Raw genomic sequence first — 20,905 nt, 5'->3', positions numbered from 1 at the left:
AATTTAGTTGTTTGATTCAGTGTTCAGTGTATCTGTTTCGGCATTTTTTATACGCTCATAAATAGCCATGCCTTCAAAGGGTTTTTTATCGGCATCAACGGGTTGGTTCATTAGCAATATCTCATCCTCCATCACGCCATTGAGCAACTGAATCTGATTTTCGTTACTGATGCCAGGCTGTATAATTTGTTTTCGGTAGTCGTTGCCTTCTTTTATAAAAACATAGCTCAGGGTGTCGTTGCTGAAGATGCATTCCAGGGGTGCATAAAGCACATTGGTGAGCTGCGCTGTTTGAATGATGTTACTCGTGGTCATGGCCGGCCGCAAATCCGGATCAGTGCCTTCAATTTTGATGGAAACTTCAAATACCTTGGCATCACCGTTGGGAATTACCTGACCGATGTTGGCCACACTGGTTACCACGCCCTGAAAGCTTTTCTCGGGAAAGGCGTCAATGCCTATCTGTGCCCTTTGGCCCACTTTTATCCTGGAGATATCAATTTCGTTGATAAAGGTTTTGGAGAGCATCGTGCTAAGGTCGGGTAGTTCAGCTATCTGAGGCCTCCATCTAATAATGCTGGAACCTGCTTTTATTTTTTTGCCAAAGCGGTCGTAGCTGTATATAACCATTCCCGGCTTGGGAGCTTTTACATCCAGTACGTTAAACAATTTCTCAATGTCATCCACCTTGTCCTGTCTTCGTTTTACATTTTCCCAGGCACGAAAGACTTTGAATTCATCCTGTTTCTGTTTCAGCTTATAGTTGCGTTTTTTCTGCTCCAAATCGCGTTGGGCGCGCTCCACATTGAGGCTGGCCTGTCGTTTTACTGCGGGTGACTCATAAATAGACTGTTCCAGAATCAGTTTCTTCTCTTCCAGATCCACATCGGCATTCAGTAGTTCATCGCGCAGCGTACTCAGATTTAGGTTAGTGTCTATCTTGGCATCTTCATAAGCATTTAATGCGGTCTCCAGTTCGTCTTCGGCCTTGGTGCGTAATTCCTCCACGGCAGCATGGTCAAGCGTAGCCACATAACCACCCGAATCTACCACAGTGCCTTCTTCAACAATGCTGGATACTTTTATTTCGTATAGGTCAATGTTACGGCTCGACATCTCTTTGGGCAGAACAATCAGTTCCGAATTCTCTGTTTGCAGCTGACCGGTACTGTAGACCTGAGCAATGAAATCGCCTTTTTGCACCTTGGTGTAAAGGTAGTTGTCTGTATCGCTGTTGCCCGGTATCAGCGCAATGGCAAGCACTGTTATTATCGCGGCAAGAAGGATGATGATGTTTTTTTTCTTCATAAGTTTATTTACTGCGGATTATAGCAACTACGATTTTAGTTAAAACATTAGACTTTTGAGCATAAAAAAGCCCGCTTTTATACGGGCGTGACGTTAAAATATGTTAACATCTAAAATTATATTAAAGATTTTATGTCGCTGATAATGGTTTCTGCCAGCTGCTCAGCGGCTTCTGTGCTTTTCCCTTCTGCATAAATGCGAATGATGGGTTCAGTATTTGATTTACGCAGTTGAACCCATTTATCAGGAAAATCAATTTTTAAACCATCGATGGTGTTGATTTCTTCCTGTTTGTATTTTTCTTCAATACTTTTGAGAATGCCATCCACATCAATTTCGGGTGTTAACTCAATTTTATTTTTTGAAATATAGTAGGCAGGATATTTAGCTCTCAGTTCGGAACATTTCATGCCTGATTTGGCAAGGTGAGTCAGGAATAGTCCGATACCCACCAGGGCATCGCGGCCATAGTGACTCTCGGGGTAGATGACACCGCCATTGCCTTCGCCGCCAATAATGGCATTGCTTGCTTTCATTTTGGCCACTACGTTTACTTCGCCCACGGCAGCCGGTTCATATTGCCCGCCATAGCTGCGTGTTACATCGGCCAGGGCGCGCGACGAGGACAGGTTAGAAACCGTATTGCCTACCTGCTTTGATAAAAGGTAGTCGGCAACGGCCACCAAAGTGTATTCTTCGCCAAACATAGTGCCGTCTTCGTTAACGATGGCCAAACGATCCACATCGGGGTCAACCACAAATCCGAGATCTGCTTTTTTATCCTTTATAAGGGCTGAAATTTCAGTGAGGTTTTCGGGTAGGGGCTCCGGATTGTGCGGGAACTGACCATTGGGTGTACAGTATAGTTCAATAACATTTACTCCCAGGGCTTTTAGTAGTGGAGGTAGTGCTACGCCTCCTACGCTGTTCACACAGTCGATGGCGACTGTAAACTTGGCTTTTTTAATGGCTTCAACATCCACCATTTTCAAATCCAGGACGTGCTGAACATGGTAATCGGTGTAATTATCCTTCTCACATACCTGGCCTAAGTCATCGACCTGCGCAAATTCAAAACTCTCATCTTCGGCTATCTTTAGTACCTCAGCACCATCGGCTGCCGTCAGAAATTCGCCATTCTCATTCAAAAGCTTTAGGGCGTTCCATTGCTTTGGGTTGTGGCTGGCTGTTAGTATAATACCGCCTTGTGCCTTCTCTTCGGTTACCGCCAGTTCAGTGGTAGGAGTCGTGGCCAGGCCAATGTTAATCACGTCAATGCCCAATCCCTGAAGACTGCCTATTACCAGGTTCTTAACCATTTCTCCGGAGATGCGAGCGTCGCGTCCTACTACAACTTTTAGTTTGCCATTATGGCGTTGCTTGGCCCATTGACCATAGGCCGATGTAAATTTAACAACATCTAGTGGAGAGAGGCCATCGCCGGATCTACCGCCTATTGTGCCTCTAATTCCTGATATGGATTTAATCAGTGTCATAAATCAAGTGCTTTTGTATAAGTATGCAAATTTGCTAGTTATTTTTTTAAAAGCCAAGTGCTCTTACGAATCATTTTATAAAGTGCCGAATTGATTATAATGGTCTTTCAAATGCTTTCGAAGTAATTTTATTCCATTTGTTCATAGTTTATGGAGCTTATTGGATTTATTTTCTCCTTAAACTGCTGTTATTAATTGCTTTTTTATCAACTTTGCATTTTTAATTGAAGTCGCATGCAATATCTTGTGTGTGAACAATGTGAAGAAACAGAATGAAGAAAGAACAAAATAGGAGAGGCCCCGGAAAACGCTTTGAAGGCAGTCGCGAAGAGCGTCGTGATAAAAAGCCTCATATAAAGAAGGGCGGTTTTACTGGTACAGGACGATCGGAAGGCAAGCCGGTTCGACAAAAAAAAGAGGATGAGCCTGTAGTTAAGGAGACAATGCGCTTGAATAAATACATTGCCAATGCGGGTATCTGTAGTCGTCGCGATGCTGATGAGCTGATCGCTAAAGGGGAGATAACTGTTAATGGTAAGGTGATTACCCAGTTAGGGGTGAGTGTTAGCCCTAAAGACGACGTTCGCTATAAGGGTAACAGGCTGAATCCTGAGGAAAAAATTTATGTACTTCTTAATAAACCCAAAGGGTACGTAACAACGGTGGAAGATAAGCACGCCAAGCTTACGGTAATGGACTTGGTGGAAGATGCCTGTGAGCAGCGTATTTATCCTGTTGGGCGATTGGATAAGCAAACCACTGGATTATTGCTTCTTACCAATGATGGTGATCTGACAAAAATGCTGACCCATCCCAAGTACAATGCCAAAAAGATTTATCACGTATTTACCGATAAGCCTGTATTTGCCAGTCATCTCGATCAATTGGCGGCCGGTATTACGCTTGATGACGGGCCTATTCACGCGGATGCCATCAGTTTTGTGGAGAAAGAAGACAAAACTCAGGTGGGCATAGAAATTCATTCTGGACGTAATCGTATTGTGCGCCGCATGTTCGAACACTTGGGTTATAAGGTAATGAAGCTTGATCGTGTTTACTTTGCCGGATTAACTAAGCAGCGTATACCGCGTGGTAAGTGGCGTTACCTCACTGCAAAAGAAATTACCCGCCTAAAGGCCGGTATGTTAAAATAAAATATTTGCATGATATCGTCCCTTGTTTTCGTGAAGAGAGCAAGGGATATTTTTTTATTTACAATTCTGTTTTTTGTAAATTCGGGAATTAAACCAAACTGAGTTGTCTTGTCCATGATGCATCGTTATCTGATCTTATTCGTGTTTTTCTATGTCCATTTAATCACTTGGGGGCAGGAGCAGTACCTTAGGGGGCGCGTGGAAGACGCACAAACGGAAAGTCCGATCGCCTTTGTGAATATTGTGTATGGTGATGGTGCCGGCACTGTTACTGATATCGATGGGCGCTTTGAAATACGAACCTGGCGAAATGTGCAAGAACTCAAGCTCAGCTGCCTTGGTTATGCGCCTCTTGTACTTCCCATAGATGAATTGCAGCCTGATGGTGTAATTTATCTGAAACCTCAAAAATACAGTCTGGCAGCTGTCGATGTACTGCCTTCAGAAAATCCCGCATTGGCTATTATGCGCGGTGTGGTGGAGAAAAAGGATCTGCATAATCCCGATAATTACGCGCCTTTCAGCTGTATCCTGTACCATAAGATGACCCTTGATTTTGAGTGGCCTGCAGTACTCAACGAAGAGGAGCGTGCTGAATTAAAGGATTCTCTGGGCATTCAAAACGACAGTTATTTATTTTTGTTTGAGTCTGTATCAGAAAAGAAACACCTGAAAAAGGGGGTGGGTAAGGAGAGAGTAATCTCGGGACGAGTGAGCGGTTTGAAAGATCCCCTGCTGGCGTCTTTTCCCGCTATGCTACAACCTTTTTCGTTTTACGACCCGACAATTAAGCTCTTGGGTTATTCGTATCTTAACCCGGCCTCACGGGCAGGTTTGGGAGCCTATCAGTTTATATTGCAGGAGACGTACAGCGAGCAGGGGGATACAGTGTTTTACATCACTTATCGTCCCCAAAGAGATCGCAATTTCAGAGGCTTAACAGGTGCTTTTCATATTGACGGGCGCACAATGGCTATCAAGACGGTGTCTGCGACTACTACCGGTACCGAAAATGGAATGCGTCTGTTTATTCGGCAAAAATATCAGCCTGCCAACAATGGCAAATGGTTTCCCAAGCAGCTGGAGAGTAGCCTTCAGCTTGGAGGGCTCGGGCTTGCACGGCGTCTTCCTTTTCCTATTGTAGGTAAGGGAAAGAGTTATGTAACAGCCATTAATACACAGGCCAGCTTTTCGCCGAGTGAGTTTGATAATATTGTGCTCGAAGATCTTTCGGGCGATCGGGATGCTCCGGATCTGGAACGTTTCCGATATTCACCCCTCACGGCGCGCGATTCGTTAACCTATCAATTCCTAGACAGTATCGGTCGCCGAAATCACCTGGATGCGCTGATAAAAACGCAGGTGTCCATGATCAAGGGGTATCTGCCAATTGGTAAATTACAGCTGAATCTATCCAAGCTGATTGATTATAATAATTTTGAGGGCTTTAAGTTGGGGTTGGGCCTCTATACCAGCCCCGAGGTGTCGCCTTATTTTTCCACCGGCGGATATTTTACCTACGGTTTTGGCGATAAGGACGAGAAGTATGGTCTTAGCTTATCGCTTACGCCCTTTGAGAATAAGGAAAATCGTTTTTTTGTGAGCTATCAGGATGATGTACATGCTACGGGTTCATACGCCTTTTTGGATGGGGTGAAGGCAATGTCGAGCGAGCGTTTTAGTCGTTTCCTTACTGAGACCATGGATCTGAGTAAGGGATGGCGCAGTGGTGCTGAGTTTCGTTTTCTCAAGTATTGGAAAGGAGGTCTTTACTTTACTCATTTTGATATAGCACCGCAAATGCCTTATCGTTTTGCCGAAGCGGGTGATGTGGCAGCGGATTTTACAATGGATGAACTGGCGGTAAAGCTTAAGTGGGCGCAGAGAGAAACTTTTGCCCGTACGGCCTTTGGTAAAATGTCCAATGGAACCAACTGGCCGATCATCTGGCTGAATGCGGCTTCCGGAAAGTGGGAGGCTGCTGAAAGTTATGAATATCGGCGTTACGAAGCCCGTGCTCATAAACAATTCAATTACCCCAATGCCATGTACACCGTGCTGCGGGTTGAAGGTGGGTTGATGAATGGGGATTACCCCAGTACCTTACTTTATAGCTCATTGGGAAGTTATAAGTCGTTTACCGTAAGGGTGCCTTATACATTTGGTACCATGCGCTTAAATGAGTTTGGTGCTGATCGGTTTGCAGCACTTTATTTCTCGCATGGCTTTCCGATGGGTTTGAATACTAACCGGCGTATTAAGCCCGAGATTGTTGTTAGTACCAACGTGGCCTTTGGTGAAGCACCCGATGGGGTTACTTCCCTGAATAAGGGGTATTATGAGTCGGGTCTGTACCTTAAAAATCTGTTTTCAAACTTTGTATTTCAGTATGGGCTTTCAGTGCATTACCGATATGGACCTTATCGCTTGCCCGATGGGATGGATAATTGGGCTATTAAGCTGGGGCTTGAGTTTTCTTTTTAGCGACGCGGGTGTTTCTTATTGATATGGGATAGGAAGCAGGTTAGGTTATTTTGGTGCTAACCAATGCGGCTGATATTACTAAGGGTTGCGAATGAATTTATTTTAATATGATTGCCTGCGATTGTGATAATGCCGTTTTCCTTAAAATCCTTCAAAACCCTGATTAGGCTTTCTTTTGATACGCTGGATAAATCCGCTAAATCCTGTCTGCTAAGCGTAGTATGAAAGCCTTTCGAATTATATATTTGAGATAGGTAAATGATGGTGCTGGCTACACGGCCGGTCATTTTTTTGTGCGATAGGTTGATTAATTGATTATAGAGTTCATTGGTTATTTCATGATTTAGTTTAAGAACATTTTCAGCAAAACGGTTATTGTTTCTGAAGGCCCTCGTAAAAGCCTCAATACTAATCATGCAAGTGCTAAGGTTGGTAAGCGCGCTTACCGAAAAATGATTGAGATTATCGGTAAAAAGGCCTGGACTAACAATAAAATCACCCTCTTTTAAAACTTTAATAACAATATTCTTATTTTCAAGACCTTTAATAAAAAGCTTAGCATATCCCTTTTTAATGCATATTATATTGGCACATCGTGTACCTTCCTTAATAATGGTTTCGCCCTGCTGATATACCACCTTACAATGTGATTGCTTAAAATTATACAGTTCACTTTCATTTAAGGCATCGAAACCACTGAACTTGACGTGACATTTTTCACAGCCGGTTATGTCAATTATGCTATTAGTCATTTAGGAACTAGAATGGTGAATTAGTAGATATGAATGTATAGATTTTTTTTTATTGATGCAAATGTTATCCGTTAACTATTTTAAACGAAAACGATTAAAGATCAGTAAATCAATAGGATGTATTTATGTTGAGTTGGATTAATTCTAAATAGCGAGACGTTTATTAATTCAGAAATGCACTTGTAACTAATTGGTAGGTAGTGTTATGGTCTTGATCTATTGATTTATATCAATCTGAGTCTGTAGAACTTACATTGCATAACATTCAGGGGATTTGTTTAAAATTGTTAAAAAGTAATGACTCATATCCTTCATTAAGTCGATATATTATGAAAAAGTTGAAGCAAATCTTATTACTGACAGTTATGGCTTTGGGAGCCGTATTTACAAGTTGTACGAAAGAAGGGCCTCAAGGACCTCCGGGAGCTGACGGCACCAATGGTGCTGATGGTACTAATGGTATTGATGGTACTGCAGGTTGTATTAGTTGCCACACCAATGATAGCGAATTGGCCATTAAAACGGCTCAATTTGAGCATTCTGTGCACTTTACTGGCGGTATGGAACATGTTGGCTATGCCAACTATGCCGGAGGCTCATGCTCCATGTGTCATTCGCATAATGGTTTTATGCAAGCTGTGGAGCAAGGAACTAATCATGGTGGCTTGCACCCCGAAGCTGCAGCCATGTCGTGCTACACTTGTCATCAGGTTCACACGAGTTACACGCGTGAAGATTATGCCATGCATTATACCGATGAGGTTGATTTGTTTTTGAATGAAAATAGTGTTTTTACAGGCCTTATGGTTGATGCTACCAACCAATACAGCGATCCGGAGGGTATGAGCAATACCTGTATTAAGTGCCACCAACCGCGTCATCGTGGCGATGGGCAGCCTGATCCAACAAAGGAGGGTACGATGACAATTGATGAACGTACCGCTTCTCATTGGGGACCTCATTATGGTGCGCAAGGTGCAATTTTCGGCGGTGTTGGAGGTTATGTTGGTCTTAACGACCCAACAGTACCATCCGGAACCAAAGGACATCACAGCTGTAAGAGTTGCCACATGTCGTTCAATTCTCTGACGGGTAATTACGGAGAATACGTGGGAGGCCATTCTATGAAAATGGCTGCCACCGAAGGGGGTGATCCTGTATTCACATCTTGCGACGAATGCCACAGCGGACGCGATGCAAACATCGACCTGCCGGGTATAATGGCCGCTAATAAAGTATTGCTTGAGGATTTAAAAGAGGATTTGCTGACGATTCCTATGATTGATGAGGAAGGACATTTGCTTGCCGGTACATGGACCCATCAGCAATTGGCAGCCTACTGGAATTTCGCATTGATTAAGAATGATCATAGTTACGGAATTCACAACAGCGAGTATACGCAGGATTTAATTATGGCGGCTAAGACTTATTTAGGAACCAATTAATAAAAACACTCAAGGGGCTATGGCTGCATAGCCACCTGAGTTTTTGTTTAACCCGCTAAATAGGCAATATGAAAGCATTTCAAATAATATTCACGGCCGTATTACTGTTAGCTGTATTCATGGCTGGTTGCGATTATAAATTTATCAAACCAGATGAAGGTGAGCCTGTTGATCCTGAGGTACCCATTAGTTTTTCAGAGGAAGTAGAGCCCATCTGGGCTGCGCAGAGCTGTACAAATTGTCATAATGGGAGTGGCTTGTTTAGCTTGCAGGAAGGTGAGGCTTATCAATCACTGATTAATAACAACTTGTTGGATTTAGAAGATGCCAATAACAGTAAAATAGTAAGCACACCGGGCTCTGGCGGTATACATTCCAATTACACCTACTCGGGTAATCAGAAGCAGCTGATCATAACGTGGATTGAGCAAGGAGGCGAGGATAACTAAAAAACGATTACAATGAAAAATGTTATATATCTGATTGTTTTGGTGTTGCTTTCCGGTCACCTTGTTAGTGCGCAGGAAACGACGACCGAGAAAAAAGTGGATAAGCCCGTTCGATCGCCCTGGGAGTCGGGTACCCTGATAAATCATCAGACCAGTGTTACACAATACAAAAACACCTTGGAAATGGTGATCAGCCACCGTTTCGGTACTGTTGAAAATGGTATTAGTGATGTGTTTGGTGTGATGGCACCCGGAGCCAATATACGAATTGGCTTTAACTATTCAATTTTGGACGATTTACTGGTGGGTTTTGGTACCAATAGTCAAAAGAAATATCAGGATTTTCAGGTGAAGTATACGCCTTTTGAGCAAACACGCGAGAATACAATGCCGGTAAGCTTAACCCTGTATGCCAATGCTGCCATTGATGGGCGTGAAGAAGCTGTTTTCGGACTGGATTATGAATTCTCCGATCGTTTATCCTACTTTTCTGAAGCCATTGTTGGGCGAAAGATCAATGATTGGTTATCAGTGCAGGCAAGCGTTAATTTTACGCACTATAATGCGGTTGACAGCTTGTTGGATAATGATAAGATTGGTTTGGGTTTTGGCGGGCGTATTAAATTTAGTCCGCAATCTTCATTGACGGTTGAGCTTGGTGTTCCGCTTAAAATTGAAAGTATTGCCCAATATACATCATTCACCGATCACCCAAAACCTCATTTTTCCATTGGTTACGAGGTGTCAACAAGTACTCATGCCTTCCAAATTTTTCTGACCAATGGCATGGGAATTTTGCCGCAGGAACTATACATGTATAATCTTAGTGAATTTGACAGTGAAAGTATCCGATTTGGATTTAATATCACGCGATTATGGAATTTTTAATGGAATAATTGATAAAAATAGATAACATGAAAAAAGTAAAGATGTCTTTCGTGGCAAGTGCTGTTTGTCTTGCGTTAAGTTTTGTTTTAATGTCGTTTATACCAGAAAAGAAACCTTGGGACATTCCGGCCGAGTACCAAAGTATGAAGAATCCTCAGGCCGCCGATGATGCGGATATGCTTAAAGTGGGAAAGATGAATTATTCTCGTCATTGTAAATCGTGCCATGGTAACCTGGGTAAAGGAGATGGTCCGAAAGCCCGCAGTATTGATGCCGACCTGGGTGACTTTTCGTCGGCCACTTTTCAGGCGCAAAAAGATGGTGTCATCTATTATCAGTCCTTTGTAGGGCGCGACGAAATGCCCAATTTCGAGAAGAAGATTCCGGATGAAGAAGACCGTTGGGCTATCGTAACTTACATTCGCACACTTAAAAAATAAGAAGTTCATTATTGTTATAAACTGTCTGCATAAACTTTATAAGGCTTTGTGCTGACAGTTTTTTTGTTTATTAAAAGGTCAATACGATGGTGAAATTAACAAAAAGCCTTGTCTGCTTATTGCTCCTTAGTGTTCTTATCGTTCATGCCCGGGCTACAGATGGAGCTGATAATAGTCAGTGTTTACAATGTCATGGACAGGTATTTTATGAGTACCATAATGAGTGGACCGATCAGGTTGATCGAAAGCCGCTTAATCCTTTTCATTATATCGATAGTGTAAAGATGAAGTCCTCTGTTCATAAAATGTTTGCCTGTATTGATTGTCATTCGATGGACTATCAGACTTTTCCTCATTCGGGAGAATTGCGACTCGAGGAGAAGTATCAGTGTATGGATTGTCATGGTGGAGACGAGACCTATGCCCATTTTAACTTCGAAGGTATTGAATCGGCTTTTCAGGAGAGTGTGCATTATAAATCCAGCGACGAACGCTTTAATTGCTGGATGTGTCACGACCCGCATGGGTATGAGTTGGCGCTTCGGCAGGATAAGCCCATTGTTGAAGTGGTGACGCTCAGTAATAAAATGTGTACAAGTTGTCATGACAATAAATTCAAATATGGCCTGTTAAGCCATGATGATCCGGTTGATATAGCCGCCACGCATGCATGGTTGCCCAATCGTGAGCAACACTTCAATAAGGTACGCTGCATCGATTGTCATACTAAGGTGGATGCTGATTTATTGATTTCTCATAATATTCTACCTAAGGAGCAGGCCTTACGTAATTGCGTGGATTGCCATAGTGCTAACTCTGTGCTTATGGAGTCACTCTATGCACATCGTGCTAAGGAAAGCAGGGCGAAGTCCGGATTTTTCAATGCGGTGGTGCTCAATGAGGGGTATATTATCGGTGCTAATCGTAATAAAACTTTAAATACGATCAGTGTTATTTTGTTTGGAATGTTATTGGTGGGCTTGTTGGTGCATGCTGTGTTACGCATGATATTCTCTAAAAATAAGTAGTATGAGTGATAAAATGTATTTATATCCATTATGGGTTCGAATATGGCATGGTTTTAACGCCCTGTTTTTCCTGGTGCTGTTAATATCCGGCATTAGTATGCAATATGCCGATCTTAAGTATTCCTTTTTACCCTTTGACTGGGCCGTATTGAGTCATAATATATCGGGTGTTGGTATAACATTAGCTTATTTGTTTTTTCTTGTTGGCTTTGTGTTAAGTGATAATAAGCGACATTATAAAATTGAAGTAAAGGGACTGTGTGGTCGTCTCATCAGGCAAATGCAGTATTATTTATTTGGTATCTTTAAAGGGGAAGGTAGCCCGTTTCCGGTTACTGCTGAGTCGAAGTTTAACCCTTTGCAGCAGACGACTTATGTGGCTGTTTTGTTTGTTTTATATCCAATGTTGATCCTAACAGGTTTTCCGCTTATGTTTCCCGAGATTATTATTGATAATTTCTTTGGCATCGGAGGAACTCTATTAACCGCTCTTTTGCATTCTGCAGTCGGTTTTTTGTCAAGTTTATTTTTAGTTATTCATATTTATTTTGCTACGATTGGCAGCACCCCAACTTCAAATTTTAAGAGTATTATAAATGGATATCATGAAAGACATTGATATGGAGCAAGGTTCAGGTTTGCGAGCGATGGGGCAAGGAATTATAGTAGCCCTTTGTATTTTAGTACTAGGTTATGTTTTAAATCCATTTTTTGGGGCAGTGGGACTGGCGCGCTTGTCGTGGCCCAATAATTTGTATTTGCTGATTTTAATGGTTGCAATCGGCCTTATCGTTGGATTTGTCTATCGTTCGCCATTATTAAATTGGATGGCCCGGGGTTATTTTGTCACTACCCTTTCGGGTATCCTGGGGTTGGGTGCACTGACTGTATTTATATGGCCCTCAGGTGTAACAAATAGCGTAGTTCAGGAGCTGTTGATGACACCATTTTTTTTATTGCTGGTTATCGTGTATTTTATTGGAGGTATTTACTTCGCACGAAATATTGTACAGATTAAGCACAGATGGACACGTCTGCTAATGCTTATTGCTTTGTTGGGTTTTTCCTATTCTACCGTGGCATCGCAACGCGATTATTACAGCCTAAATATGCGCATTGGCAGTGAGCGGGCGCTGTTTGAGGCCGATGATGCCTACGGTAGTTATTACAGGTTACCTTTTGCTATTAAGCTGTTGGCTGACGAGGAAGTGACGTCGAAAAATACAGAAGAGCAAGTGATTCGGTTTTTTAAAACGGTAAGTGATTATGAGGATGTGCGCATGGCAGCGAATGATGAGTATCGTCTTAAAGGATGGAAAGTGAAAATAAGCAGTGATCAACCGGGAGTACTTCAGGAGAAAAAGTTGGTGGATTTAGATCTGGTTTTTGATCGGTGGATGGAGTTAAAGTACATCAGTTTGCTGGTGCTATTAGTAGCGTTGTTGTTGCGCGTAAAATATTAAGGACAGGAGACAGGATGACTTCCAACAGAAGAGGGTAGCCTGATCAGACTACCCTCTTTCTTGTTAATTGATGCTTTGCGTTTTAGATTACGCTAGCAATCTTATCGCTCTTATATTTACCCTCTTTCAGTTTTTCCTGTACTTCACGGAAGGCTTTAATGGTATATTCTACATCTTCCATAGTATGTGAGGCAGTAGGGATTATACGCAGCATAATCTGATCTTTTGGGATTACGGGGTAAACCACAATGGAACAGAAGATGTTGTAATTCTCGCGCAGATCCATGGTCAGCTGAGTAGCTTCTGCCACGTTACCTTCCAGGAACACAGGTGTAACCGGCGATGCTGTGTCACCCAGGTTAAATCCTACATCTTTCAGTCCAGACTGTAACTTGTCAACTACTTTCCATAGGTTAGCTTTGTGCTCTGGTTCATCACGCAGCATTTCAAGGCGTTTAAGTGCTCCAATTACCATTGGCATTGGTAATGACTTGGCAAAAATTTGTGAACGTAGGTTGTAGCGAAGGTAGTTGACTACTTCCTCGGTACCGGCCACAAAACCACCAATGCCGGCCATTGATTTAGCAAAGGTACTGAAGTGTACATCAATCTGGTCAACTACGTCGAAGTGCTCAGCTACACCGGCACCTGTCTTACCCATAGTACCAAATCCGTGTGCATCGTCTACTAAGATGCGGAAGTTATATTTTTCTTTTAGCTTAACAATGCCTTTCAAATCACCCAGGTCGCCGGCCATACCGAACACACCTTCTGTAATTAATAGGATGCCACCACCAGTTTCTTCAACACGCTTGGTAGCAAACTGAAGCATTTTTTCGCACTTATCCATTTCGTTGTGGGCAAAAACAAAGCTTTTACCACCTTTGGCTTTGTGCAGGAATACACCGTCCATGATGCAGGCATGCGACTCCGAGTCGTATACTATAACATCGTTACGCCCTACCAGTGTATCAATAATCGACACCATTCCCTGATAGCCGTAGTTGAGCAGGTAAGAATCTTCTTTACCTACAAATTCAGCAAGTTTAGCTTCCAGTTCTTCGTGCTTGCTGGTTTGGCCCGACATCATGCGTGCTCCCATTGGGTAGGCCATACCATATTCAGCTGCTGCATCAGCATCGGCTTTACGCACGGCAGGATGATTAGCTAAGCCTAAATAGTTATTTAAACTCCATGTTAGTACTTCTTTACCACGGAATTTCATCTTTGGGCTTATTTCGCCTTCCAATTTTGGAAACATAAAATAACCGTGTGCTTCCTTACCATATTGCCCAAGCGGGCCCATGTGTACTTTTATTTTATCGAAAATATCCACTATACTGAATTTTTAAAATTTTCGCTGCAAATGTAATGTTTTTACTTATGTTTTTGAAGGAAACAATCTTAAAAAAGAATCAGGTCAACAAATGGCGCTTGTGGCTTGAGGTCGCAATGGACATATCACACTGTTAATGAGGCTTATGGGGTTAGTGGGTTGTTTTGTGTCTTTTATGATGCTAAAAGATGATGATTGAGAGTAAGTGCTTGTTAATGGGTGCAAACTCTTGTGCTTGTTGAATATATCGGTGGCGATGTTGCGTGGTTTAATACGAAAGATTATCTTTGCACGTTGTAAAAACTGTTGTCTTTTTCGGCAGTGTAATATCTAAACAATAGAACCTCATGAATTTCAAATCTATGAAATTGAAATACTTAGTGATCATTTGTACCTTTTTAGGGCTTGTGGGTACCGGCTGTAGTAAATATCAGAAACTGCTTAAGAGTCAGGATTATGAGCTTTGGTATGAGGAGGCGATAAAGTATTATGAGAAGGAAGATTATACGCGGGCTGCCACTCTATTGGGGCAGTTGGTAACTATTTATCGGGGTACTGATAAGGCCGAGGAAGTGAACTATGTTTACGCAAGTTGTCTGTATGGTCTTAATGATTATTTAACATCAGGGCATTATTTTCGTCAGTATGTTAAAGATTTTCCGGCGGGTGATTATGCCGAGGAGTGTCAGTACATGAGTGCATATTGTTATTACATGCAGTCACCTAAGCCGCGCCTCGATCAAACGCCTACTGAAGATGCTATTCAAGAGTTTCAGTTATTCATTAACATGTATCCCAATAGTGCTCGTGTTGATGAGGCTACTCGTTTGATGGATGAATTGCGCGATAAGCTTGTGTTTAAGTCATACCTAAGTGCAAAACTATATTACAATTTAGGCGATTACCTCGGTAACAATTATCAGTCGGCAGTAATTGCAGCCCAAAATAGCCTGAAAGACTTTCCGGACACCAAGTATCGCGAGGAGTTGTCCTTTTTAATTCTGGAGTCGAAATATATTCAGGCAGTCAATAGTGTGGAGGAAAAGAAAGAGGAGCGCGTGCGAGATACCATGGATGAATATTACTCATTTGTAAATGAATTTCCAGAGGGTAAGTACCGTAAAAAAGCGGATCGTATCTTTGAAGATACCGATCAAATGCTCAAGAGTTATAACAAGGAAGTTGCAGTAAATTAAATTTTATAATATGTCAATCGACTACAAAAAATCAAATGCACCGGCATCAACCGTAACATGGGATAAAAACGAATTATCCGAGCCCACCGGTAACATCTACGAATCAATCGTAGTACTTGGTAAGCGAGCCAACCAAATCAGCACTGAAATGAAAGAAGAGCTGAATAAGAAATTGCAGGAGTTTGCTTCTTACACTGATAATTTGGAAGAGGTTTTTGAAAACCGTGAGCAGATTGAGATCTCACGTTTCTACGAGCGTCTGCCAAAGCCTGTTTGTATTGCTACCCAGGAGTTTTTGGAAGGTAATGTGTATCATCGTAATCCCGATCGTGAAGAAGCAGAGGAGTAAGCCGCTTTTGATTATTTCGGGTAATTGACGATATTAAAAATATAAAAGGTAAAGGAGGCTTACGTGTTCTCTTTTATCTTTTTTTAGTTTTGGAGTATGCTAAAAGGTAAGAAGTTTATTTTAGGAATATCAGGAGGTATTGCTGCCTATAAATGTGCGGCATTGACACGACTCTTGGTAAAAGAGGGGGCTGAAGTGCAGGTTATTATGACGCGTCTGGCAAAGCAGTTCATCACACCTTTAACGATGGCTACGCTATCCAAACGCCCCATTTTGGTGGATTTTTTTAATCCCGAAAATGGTGATTGGAACAGTCATGTGGATAGTGGCTTGTGGGCCGACGCCATGATTGTGGCACCTGCGACTGCCAATACTATGGGAAAGATGGCGAATGGAATTGCTGATAATCTATTGATTACAACTTATTTGTCGGCACGATGTCCTGTGTTTGTGGCACCAACGATGGATCTGGATATGTATCAGCATCCTTCTACCCAAAAAAATATGGCTACACTTCAATCCTATGGCAATCATTTAATCGAGCCCAATGCGGGGGAGCTTGCCAGTGGTCTGGTGGGCAAGGGTCGCATGGCGGAGCCTGAAGAGATAGTGGCGGCCCTGAAAACATATTTCGAAGGGAAAAATACGACTGACCTGGCCGGTAAAAAAGTGTTGGTAACAGCGGGACCAACACATGAAAAGATCGATCCGGTTCGTTTTATTGGTAATCATTCTTCCGGGAAAATGGGTTATGCGCTTGCTGAAGAACTGGCTCAAAGAGGTGCCCGGGTAACGCTTATCAGTGGTCCTTCGCAGCTGCAGGTATCACACCCTGGTATTGAGCGCATCGATGTTATATCAGCGCAAGAAATGAGTACGGTGGCTAAGCAGCACTTTAAGGGGGCTGATGTGGCGATTATGTCTGCTGCAGTTGCTGATTACACGCCCACTGTTAAGGCCAATGAGAAAATAAAGCGTACTTCTGATAATATGAGCATACAGCTCTCGCCAACCGAGGATATTGCGGCGGCCTTAGGTAAGGCAAAAAAAGCTGAGCAGATCGTAGTGGGTTTTGCTTTGGAAACACAGGATGCTTTGGCCAATGCCACGAAAAAGCTTGGTAAAAAGAACCTGGATTTTATTGTTCTTAACAGCCTTGAAGATACAGGAGCCGGCTTTAATGGCGACACCAATAAAATAAGCATTATCGATAAAGATAATAAGCAACAAGAATATCCGTTAAAAACTAAAACCGAGGTGGCTCGCGATATTGTTGATAAATTAGTAAGCTATTTATCTGATAAAGGGCTGTTGTAACTATTAAGCTATGAGATATGTAATTGTTGTACTATGCCTATTGTTGGGGGTTAATTTAGTGGCACAAGAGTTCCAGTGTCGCGTTCAAGTGGTTTCGCCACAAGTTCAAAGCACTAATAAAAAGGTGTTTGAAACCATGCAGACAGCCATTATGGAATTTATGAATAACCAAAAATGGACCAACGATAAGTTTGCACCCGAGGAGCGTATTGATTGTAATATCATGATCAATATATCTGAGATGATTTCTATTGATGAGTTCAAGGGTTCTTTTCAGATACAGGCGCGCAGACCCGTGTATGACTCCAATTACTATACGGTGTTGCTCAATCATCAGGACCAGGATTTTCATTTTAAGTACGTCGAGTTTCAGCCTTTGATTTATAATCCTAATAATTTTGAATCCAACCTGGTGGCGGTCTTGGCCTATTATGCTAATATTGTGCTGGGACTGGATTACGATTCTTTTCAAAATAACGGGGGAACGCCTTATTTTCAGGAGGCCGAGCGGATCGTTAACCGTGCACAAGGCGCGCGAGAGACAGGTTGGAAATCCTTTGAGGGACAACGTAATCGCTATTGGCTGGTTGAAAATATACTTAATGAGTATCATCGTCCTTTGCGACAGTGTATGTATGAGTATCATCGTAAGGGGCTCGATCGGATGAGTGATAAGCCCGAAGAGGCTCGGGCTGAAATTGTCAAGTCGCTGGAGTTAACGCGCAAAGTGCACCGGCAACGTCCCGGTTCATTTTTTGCACAAGTATTCTTCACGGCTAAATCCGATGAGTTAGTCAATATCTTTTCAGAATCTTTTTCCATGGAAAAAGGAAGGGTAGTGGAGTTGCTGCAAGAGGTGGATCCGGGTAACAATAAAAAATACGAAAAGATATTGTCTTCAAAATAAGCCGATATACTTATTAAAAATCCGATTCGTTTTAGCAAGTGGCTCTGCTGTGGATGTTGAAACTACTGCTCAAGCCTAACTACTTATCTTTTTTATAATATAACTAATAGACTATTCATGCTTAAGTCATTATCTATTTCTAACTATGCATTAATTGATAAGGTTGAGGTGCAATTTGACAATGGTTTAACTGTAATCACCGGTGAAACGGGGGCGGGTAAATCGGTATTGCTGGGTGCCCTTTCATTGGTGTTGGGTCAGCGCAGCGATGTGAATGCCTTGCTGAATAAAGAGCAGAAATGTGTGGTGGAAGCAGAGTTTTACCTTGGTCATCATGGTTTGGTTGAGTTGTTCAAGGATTACGACCTCGATTACGAGGAGCTCACCATTATACGCCGTGAGTTGCTACCTTCAGGAAAGTCACGTGCCTTTGTGAATGACACTCCTGTTAACCTTAGTTTTTTGAAGAGCATCAGTGATCAGCTCGTCGATGTGCATTCGCAGCATCAAAACCTGTTGTTAGATGACAGTGGATTCCAGATGATGGTGGTAGATACCCTGGCTGCTAGTCAGGACTTGCTGGTCGATTATCGTAAGCAATACAGTAATTATAAAGATCTTCAACGTGCCATTGATAAGATGGTGGAGGAAAACGAGCGGCAACGAGCCGATTTGGACTATATGCAGTTTCAGTTTGAGCAGCTTGACAAAGCCAAGCTAAAGTCGGGTGAACAAGCAGAACTGGAGCAGCAGCTGGAGCAGTTGGTTCATGCCGAAGAGATCAAAACCAATCTTGTTGAGGTGGTGAATAATATCAGCAATGAGCCGTCGCCGGTGCTTGATCTGTTGGCTGATTCGATTACTAAATTGTCACGCATCAGCAATTACCTGCCCGACGGAGAAGCCTTGATGCAGCGGATTGAGTCGGCCCGTATTGATCTGAAAGATGTGGCAGATGATCTGGAGGCGCGTTCGGAGGATATGGATTTTAATCCTGAACAAACGCAGCAAACGCAGCAACGGCTCGACTTGATATATGGTTTACAGCAGAAACATCGTGTAGATAGCATTGAGGAGTTGTTGAGTATAAAGGAGGATTTGCAGCACAAGATTGAGAAAGTAAATTTCTTTGATGAAGACCTAAAGGCCCGTCAGGAGCAACTGGAAAAACAGCGTAAGGTGCTTGATAAGCTTTGTGATGCCCTTACAGCATCCCGCCAAAAAGTGTTTGCAAAAGTAAAGGAGGGCATTGAACAGCAATTGCGTGTCCTGGGAATTCCACATGCCAATTTTGTGATTCATCATACTGTAAGTGCCGATTACATGGCCGATGGTAAAGACGTGATTGAATTTCTGTTTGCCGGTAATAAAGGCGGACAGCCGGCACCAATTAATAAGGTGGCATCCGGCGGAGAAATATCGCGGGTGATGCTCTCCATAAAATCACTGCTCTCAACATCCAAGGGCTTGCCTACTATTATTTTTGATGAAATTGATACGGGTGTTTCCGGGGAGGTGGCCGATCAGATGGGAAGCATTATGAGTGATATGAGTGTTGGTATGCAGGTTATTAGTATCACGCATTTGCCCCAAATTACCGTTAAAGGTGATCATCATTTTAAAGTGTTTAAAACCGACAGTGCCGATAAAACCATTTCTAACATACGAAAGCTCTCGCACGAAGACCGTGTGGTGGAGGTAGCTAAAATGTTAAGTGGTTCAAGTTTATCGGAGGCTGCCATGGCCAACGCCCGTACCCTGTTGAATAACTGATATGGTATTCATAACTTGCACACTGTCAGTGGGCAGGTTTGATAATGATGAATATTTAAAACTTTTTGTCCTTTAGCTCGTTGAAGTGGGGTGTTAACTTGATTTATGAAGTTAAGGACAGAATATTAACGTTGAAACTTGTGTTGTGCAACTTATGCAGTATATTTGTGCGCTCAAAATTAAATTGATATGGGATTTGATCTTTTAAAAGGAAAAAGAGGGATTATTTTTGGTGCCCTTAACGACATGTCTATCGCATGGAAGGTGGCTGAAAGAGCCTACGAAGAAGGAGCACGTTTTACCTTATCCAACACCCCTGTAGCCTGTCGTATGGGTGAAGTGGTTGAGTTGGGTAAGAAATGTGAGGCGGAAATTATTCCTGCTGATGCTACCAATGTAGCAGACCTTGAGAATGTTTTTGAGAAGTCGATGGAGGTGCTTGGTGGAAAAGTAGATTTCGTACTACACTCCATTGGTATGTCATTAAACGTTCGCAAAAAGAGGGTTTATCACGATTTAGACTATAACTATCTAAATAAAACCTTAGATATTTCGGCCATTTCATTCCACAAAATGTTACAGGTAGCCTTTAAAATGGATGCCGTTAACGAATGGGGATCTATGCTGGGATTAAGCTACGTAGCAGCACAACGTGTATTTTATGGCTACAACGATATGGCCGATGCCAAAGCCTTGCTTGAATCCATTGGTCGTAGCTTCGGTTACATCTACGGACGCGAGCGCAAGGTGCGTGTTAATACCATTTCGCAGTCACCTACTGTAACAACAGCAGGTAGCGGCGTGAAAGGAATCGATGGTTTAATTGACTTCTCAGACCGTATGTCGCCACTGGGTAATGCTGATGCGGCCGATTGTGCCGATTATTGTATTACCATGTTCTCGGATCTTACCAAGAAGGTAACCATGCAAAACCTGTATCACGATGGTGGTTTCTCCAACGTGGGCATGAGTCTCAGGGCCATGACACAATACAATAAGAGTTTTGAAATTGGTGATTTAGATACCAAATACTAAGAGATTCTAAGGGGTGCGCTAAGCACCCTTTTTTATAGGGGCGGGGTTTGAGAAAAAGCATCGCCCTTAAAATTTTTAAAGTCTT

Annotated in this window: 19 protein-coding genes; 15 read left to right on the top strand and 4 right to left on the bottom strand. The window is 42.5% G+C overall.

The genetic code is table 11. The features are described from left to right. Positions 1-3: 3 nt before the first annotated feature. Positions 4-1,308 carry an efflux RND transporter periplasmic adaptor subunit gene (locus ACRD7A_RS02765; protein WP_430809823.1) on the bottom strand — a complete coding sequence of 435 codons (1,305 nt, stop codon included), beginning with the start codon at positions 1,306-1,308 and terminating at the stop codon, positions 4-6. 116 nt (positions 1,309-1,424) lie between these two features. Continuing rightward, positions 1,425-2,804 carry a phosphoglucosamine mutase gene (glmM, locus tag ACRD7A_RS02760; protein ID WP_430809822.1) on the bottom strand — a complete coding sequence of 460 codons (1,380 nt, stop codon included), beginning with the start codon at positions 2,802-2,804 and terminating at the stop codon, positions 1,425-1,427. Between the two features lie 272 nt (positions 2,805-3,076). Between glmM and ACRD7A_RS02755 the strand changes: the two genes are divergently transcribed. Together ACRD7A_RS02755 and ACRD7A_RS02750 are read left to right on the top strand one after the other, a co-directional pair. Continuing rightward, on the top strand, positions 3,077-3,958 hold the full coding sequence (locus ACRD7A_RS02755) for a pseudouridine synthase (protein WP_430809821.1): 882 nt from the start codon (positions 3,077-3,079) through the stop codon (positions 3,956-3,958). A 114-nt stretch (positions 3,959-4,072) separates the two neighbouring features. After that, a complete protein-coding gene (locus tag ACRD7A_RS02750) occupies positions 4,073-6,442 on the top strand; it encodes a DUF5686 family protein (protein ID WP_430809820.1) in 2,370 nt (789 codons plus the stop codon). Between the two features lie 56 nt (positions 6,443-6,498). Here ACRD7A_RS02750 and ACRD7A_RS02745 read toward each other — a convergent pair whose 3' ends face one another. Next, entirely contained in the window at positions 6,499-7,194 is a 696-nt protein-coding gene (locus ACRD7A_RS02745) for a Crp/Fnr family transcriptional regulator (RefSeq protein WP_430809819.1), read from the bottom strand. 329 nt (positions 7,195-7,523) lie between these two features. On the opposite strand from ACRD7A_RS02745, the gene ACRD7A_RS02740 reads away from it, so the two are divergent. The 7 genes from ACRD7A_RS02740 to ACRD7A_RS02710 all read left to right on the top strand — a co-directional run bounded on the left by ACRD7A_RS02740 (position 7,524) and on the right by ACRD7A_RS02710 (position 12,907). Next, complete coding sequence (locus ACRD7A_RS02740) at positions 7,524-8,639, top strand: collagen-like triple helix repeat-containing protein (protein WP_430809818.1); 1,116 nt, start codon at positions 7,524-7,526, stop codon at positions 8,637-8,639. Positions 8,640-8,707: 68 nt separating this feature from the next. Continuing rightward, positions 8,708-9,088, top strand: a complete 381-nt coding sequence (locus ACRD7A_RS02735; protein ID WP_430809817.1) for a hypothetical protein — start codon at positions 8,708-8,710, stop codon at positions 9,086-9,088. Positions 9,089-9,100: 12 nt separating this feature from the next. Beyond that, positions 9,101-9,976 carry a DUF5777 family beta-barrel protein gene (locus ACRD7A_RS02730; protein WP_430809816.1) on the top strand — a complete coding sequence of 292 codons (876 nt, stop codon included), beginning with the start codon at positions 9,101-9,103 and terminating at the stop codon, positions 9,974-9,976. Positions 9,977-10,002: 26 nt separating this feature from the next. Continuing rightward, the gene (locus tag ACRD7A_RS02725; RefSeq protein ID WP_430809815.1) at positions 10,003-10,416 is read left to right on the top strand and encodes a c-type cytochrome; all 414 of its coding nucleotides are present in this window, start codon (positions 10,003-10,005) and stop codon (positions 10,414-10,416) included. 86 nt (positions 10,417-10,502) lie between these two features. Then, positions 10,503-11,444 (top strand): hypothetical protein, encoded by a 942-nt coding sequence (locus ACRD7A_RS02720; protein ID WP_430809814.1) that lies wholly within the window; start codon positions 10,503-10,505, stop codon positions 11,442-11,444. 1 nt (position 11,445) lies between these two features. Next, positions 11,446-12,063 carry a cytochrome b/b6 domain-containing protein gene (locus ACRD7A_RS02715; RefSeq protein WP_430809813.1) on the top strand — a complete coding sequence of 206 codons (618 nt, stop codon included), beginning with the start codon at positions 11,446-11,448 and terminating at the stop codon, positions 12,061-12,063. Continuing rightward, positions 12,050-12,907, top strand: coding sequence for a hypothetical protein (locus ACRD7A_RS02710; RefSeq protein ID WP_430809812.1), 858 nt, complete (start codon positions 12,050-12,052; stop codon positions 12,905-12,907). Before ACRD7A_RS02715 ends, ACRD7A_RS02710 begins: the two co-directional genes overlap by 14 nt. Positions 12,908-12,989: 82 nt before the next feature. Here ACRD7A_RS02710 and ACRD7A_RS02705 read toward each other — a convergent pair whose 3' ends face one another. Next, a complete protein-coding gene (locus ACRD7A_RS02705; RefSeq protein ID WP_430809811.1) occupies positions 12,990-14,243 on the bottom strand; it encodes an aminotransferase class I/II-fold pyridoxal phosphate-dependent enzyme in 1,254 nt (417 codons plus the stop codon). Between the two features lie 362 nt (positions 14,244-14,605). Between ACRD7A_RS02705 and ACRD7A_RS02700 the strand changes: the two genes are divergently transcribed. The 6 genes from ACRD7A_RS02700 (at position 14,606) to ACRD7A_RS02675 (ending at position 20,820) form a co-directional block, all read left to right on the top strand. Then, entirely contained in the window at positions 14,606-15,439 is an 834-nt protein-coding gene (locus ACRD7A_RS02700; RefSeq protein ID WP_430809810.1) for an outer membrane protein assembly factor BamD, read from the top strand. 10 nt (positions 15,440-15,449) lie between these two features. Beyond that, positions 15,450-15,788, top strand: a complete 339-nt coding sequence (locus ACRD7A_RS02695) for a DNA-directed RNA polymerase subunit omega (RefSeq protein WP_430809809.1) — start codon at positions 15,450-15,452, stop codon at positions 15,786-15,788. Between the two features lie 96 nt (positions 15,789-15,884). Further along, positions 15,885-17,105 carry a bifunctional phosphopantothenoylcysteine decarboxylase/phosphopantothenate--cysteine ligase CoaBC gene (coaBC, locus tag ACRD7A_RS02690; protein ID WP_430809808.1) on the top strand — a complete coding sequence of 407 codons (1,221 nt, stop codon included), beginning with the start codon at positions 15,885-15,887 and terminating at the stop codon, positions 17,103-17,105. A gap of 10 nt (positions 17,106-17,115) precedes the next feature. After that, positions 17,116-18,012, top strand: a complete 897-nt coding sequence (gene porD, locus ACRD7A_RS02685) for a type IX secretion system protein PorD (RefSeq protein ID WP_430809807.1) — start codon at positions 17,116-17,118, stop codon at positions 18,010-18,012. Between the two features lie 117 nt (positions 18,013-18,129). After that, on the top strand, positions 18,130-19,785 hold the full coding sequence (gene recN / locus ACRD7A_RS02680; protein ID WP_430809806.1) for a DNA repair protein RecN: 1,656 nt from the start codon (positions 18,130-18,132) through the stop codon (positions 19,783-19,785). A gap of 189 nt (positions 19,786-19,974) precedes the next feature. After that, positions 19,975-20,820 carry an enoyl-ACP reductase FabI gene (locus tag ACRD7A_RS02675; RefSeq protein ID WP_430809805.1) on the top strand — a complete coding sequence of 282 codons (846 nt, stop codon included), beginning with the start codon at positions 19,975-19,977 and terminating at the stop codon, positions 20,818-20,820. The last annotated feature ends 85 nt before the right edge of the window (positions 20,821-20,905 follow it).

The sequence above is a fragment of the Carboxylicivirga longa genome, from assembly GCF_050589825.1.
Lineage (GTDB): Bacteria > Bacteroidota > Bacteroidia > Bacteroidales > Marinilabiliaceae > Carboxylicivirga > Carboxylicivirga longa.
The sequence above is the reverse complement of the archived record's forward strand: the minus strand, read 5'-3'. Positions and strand labels throughout refer to the sequence as shown.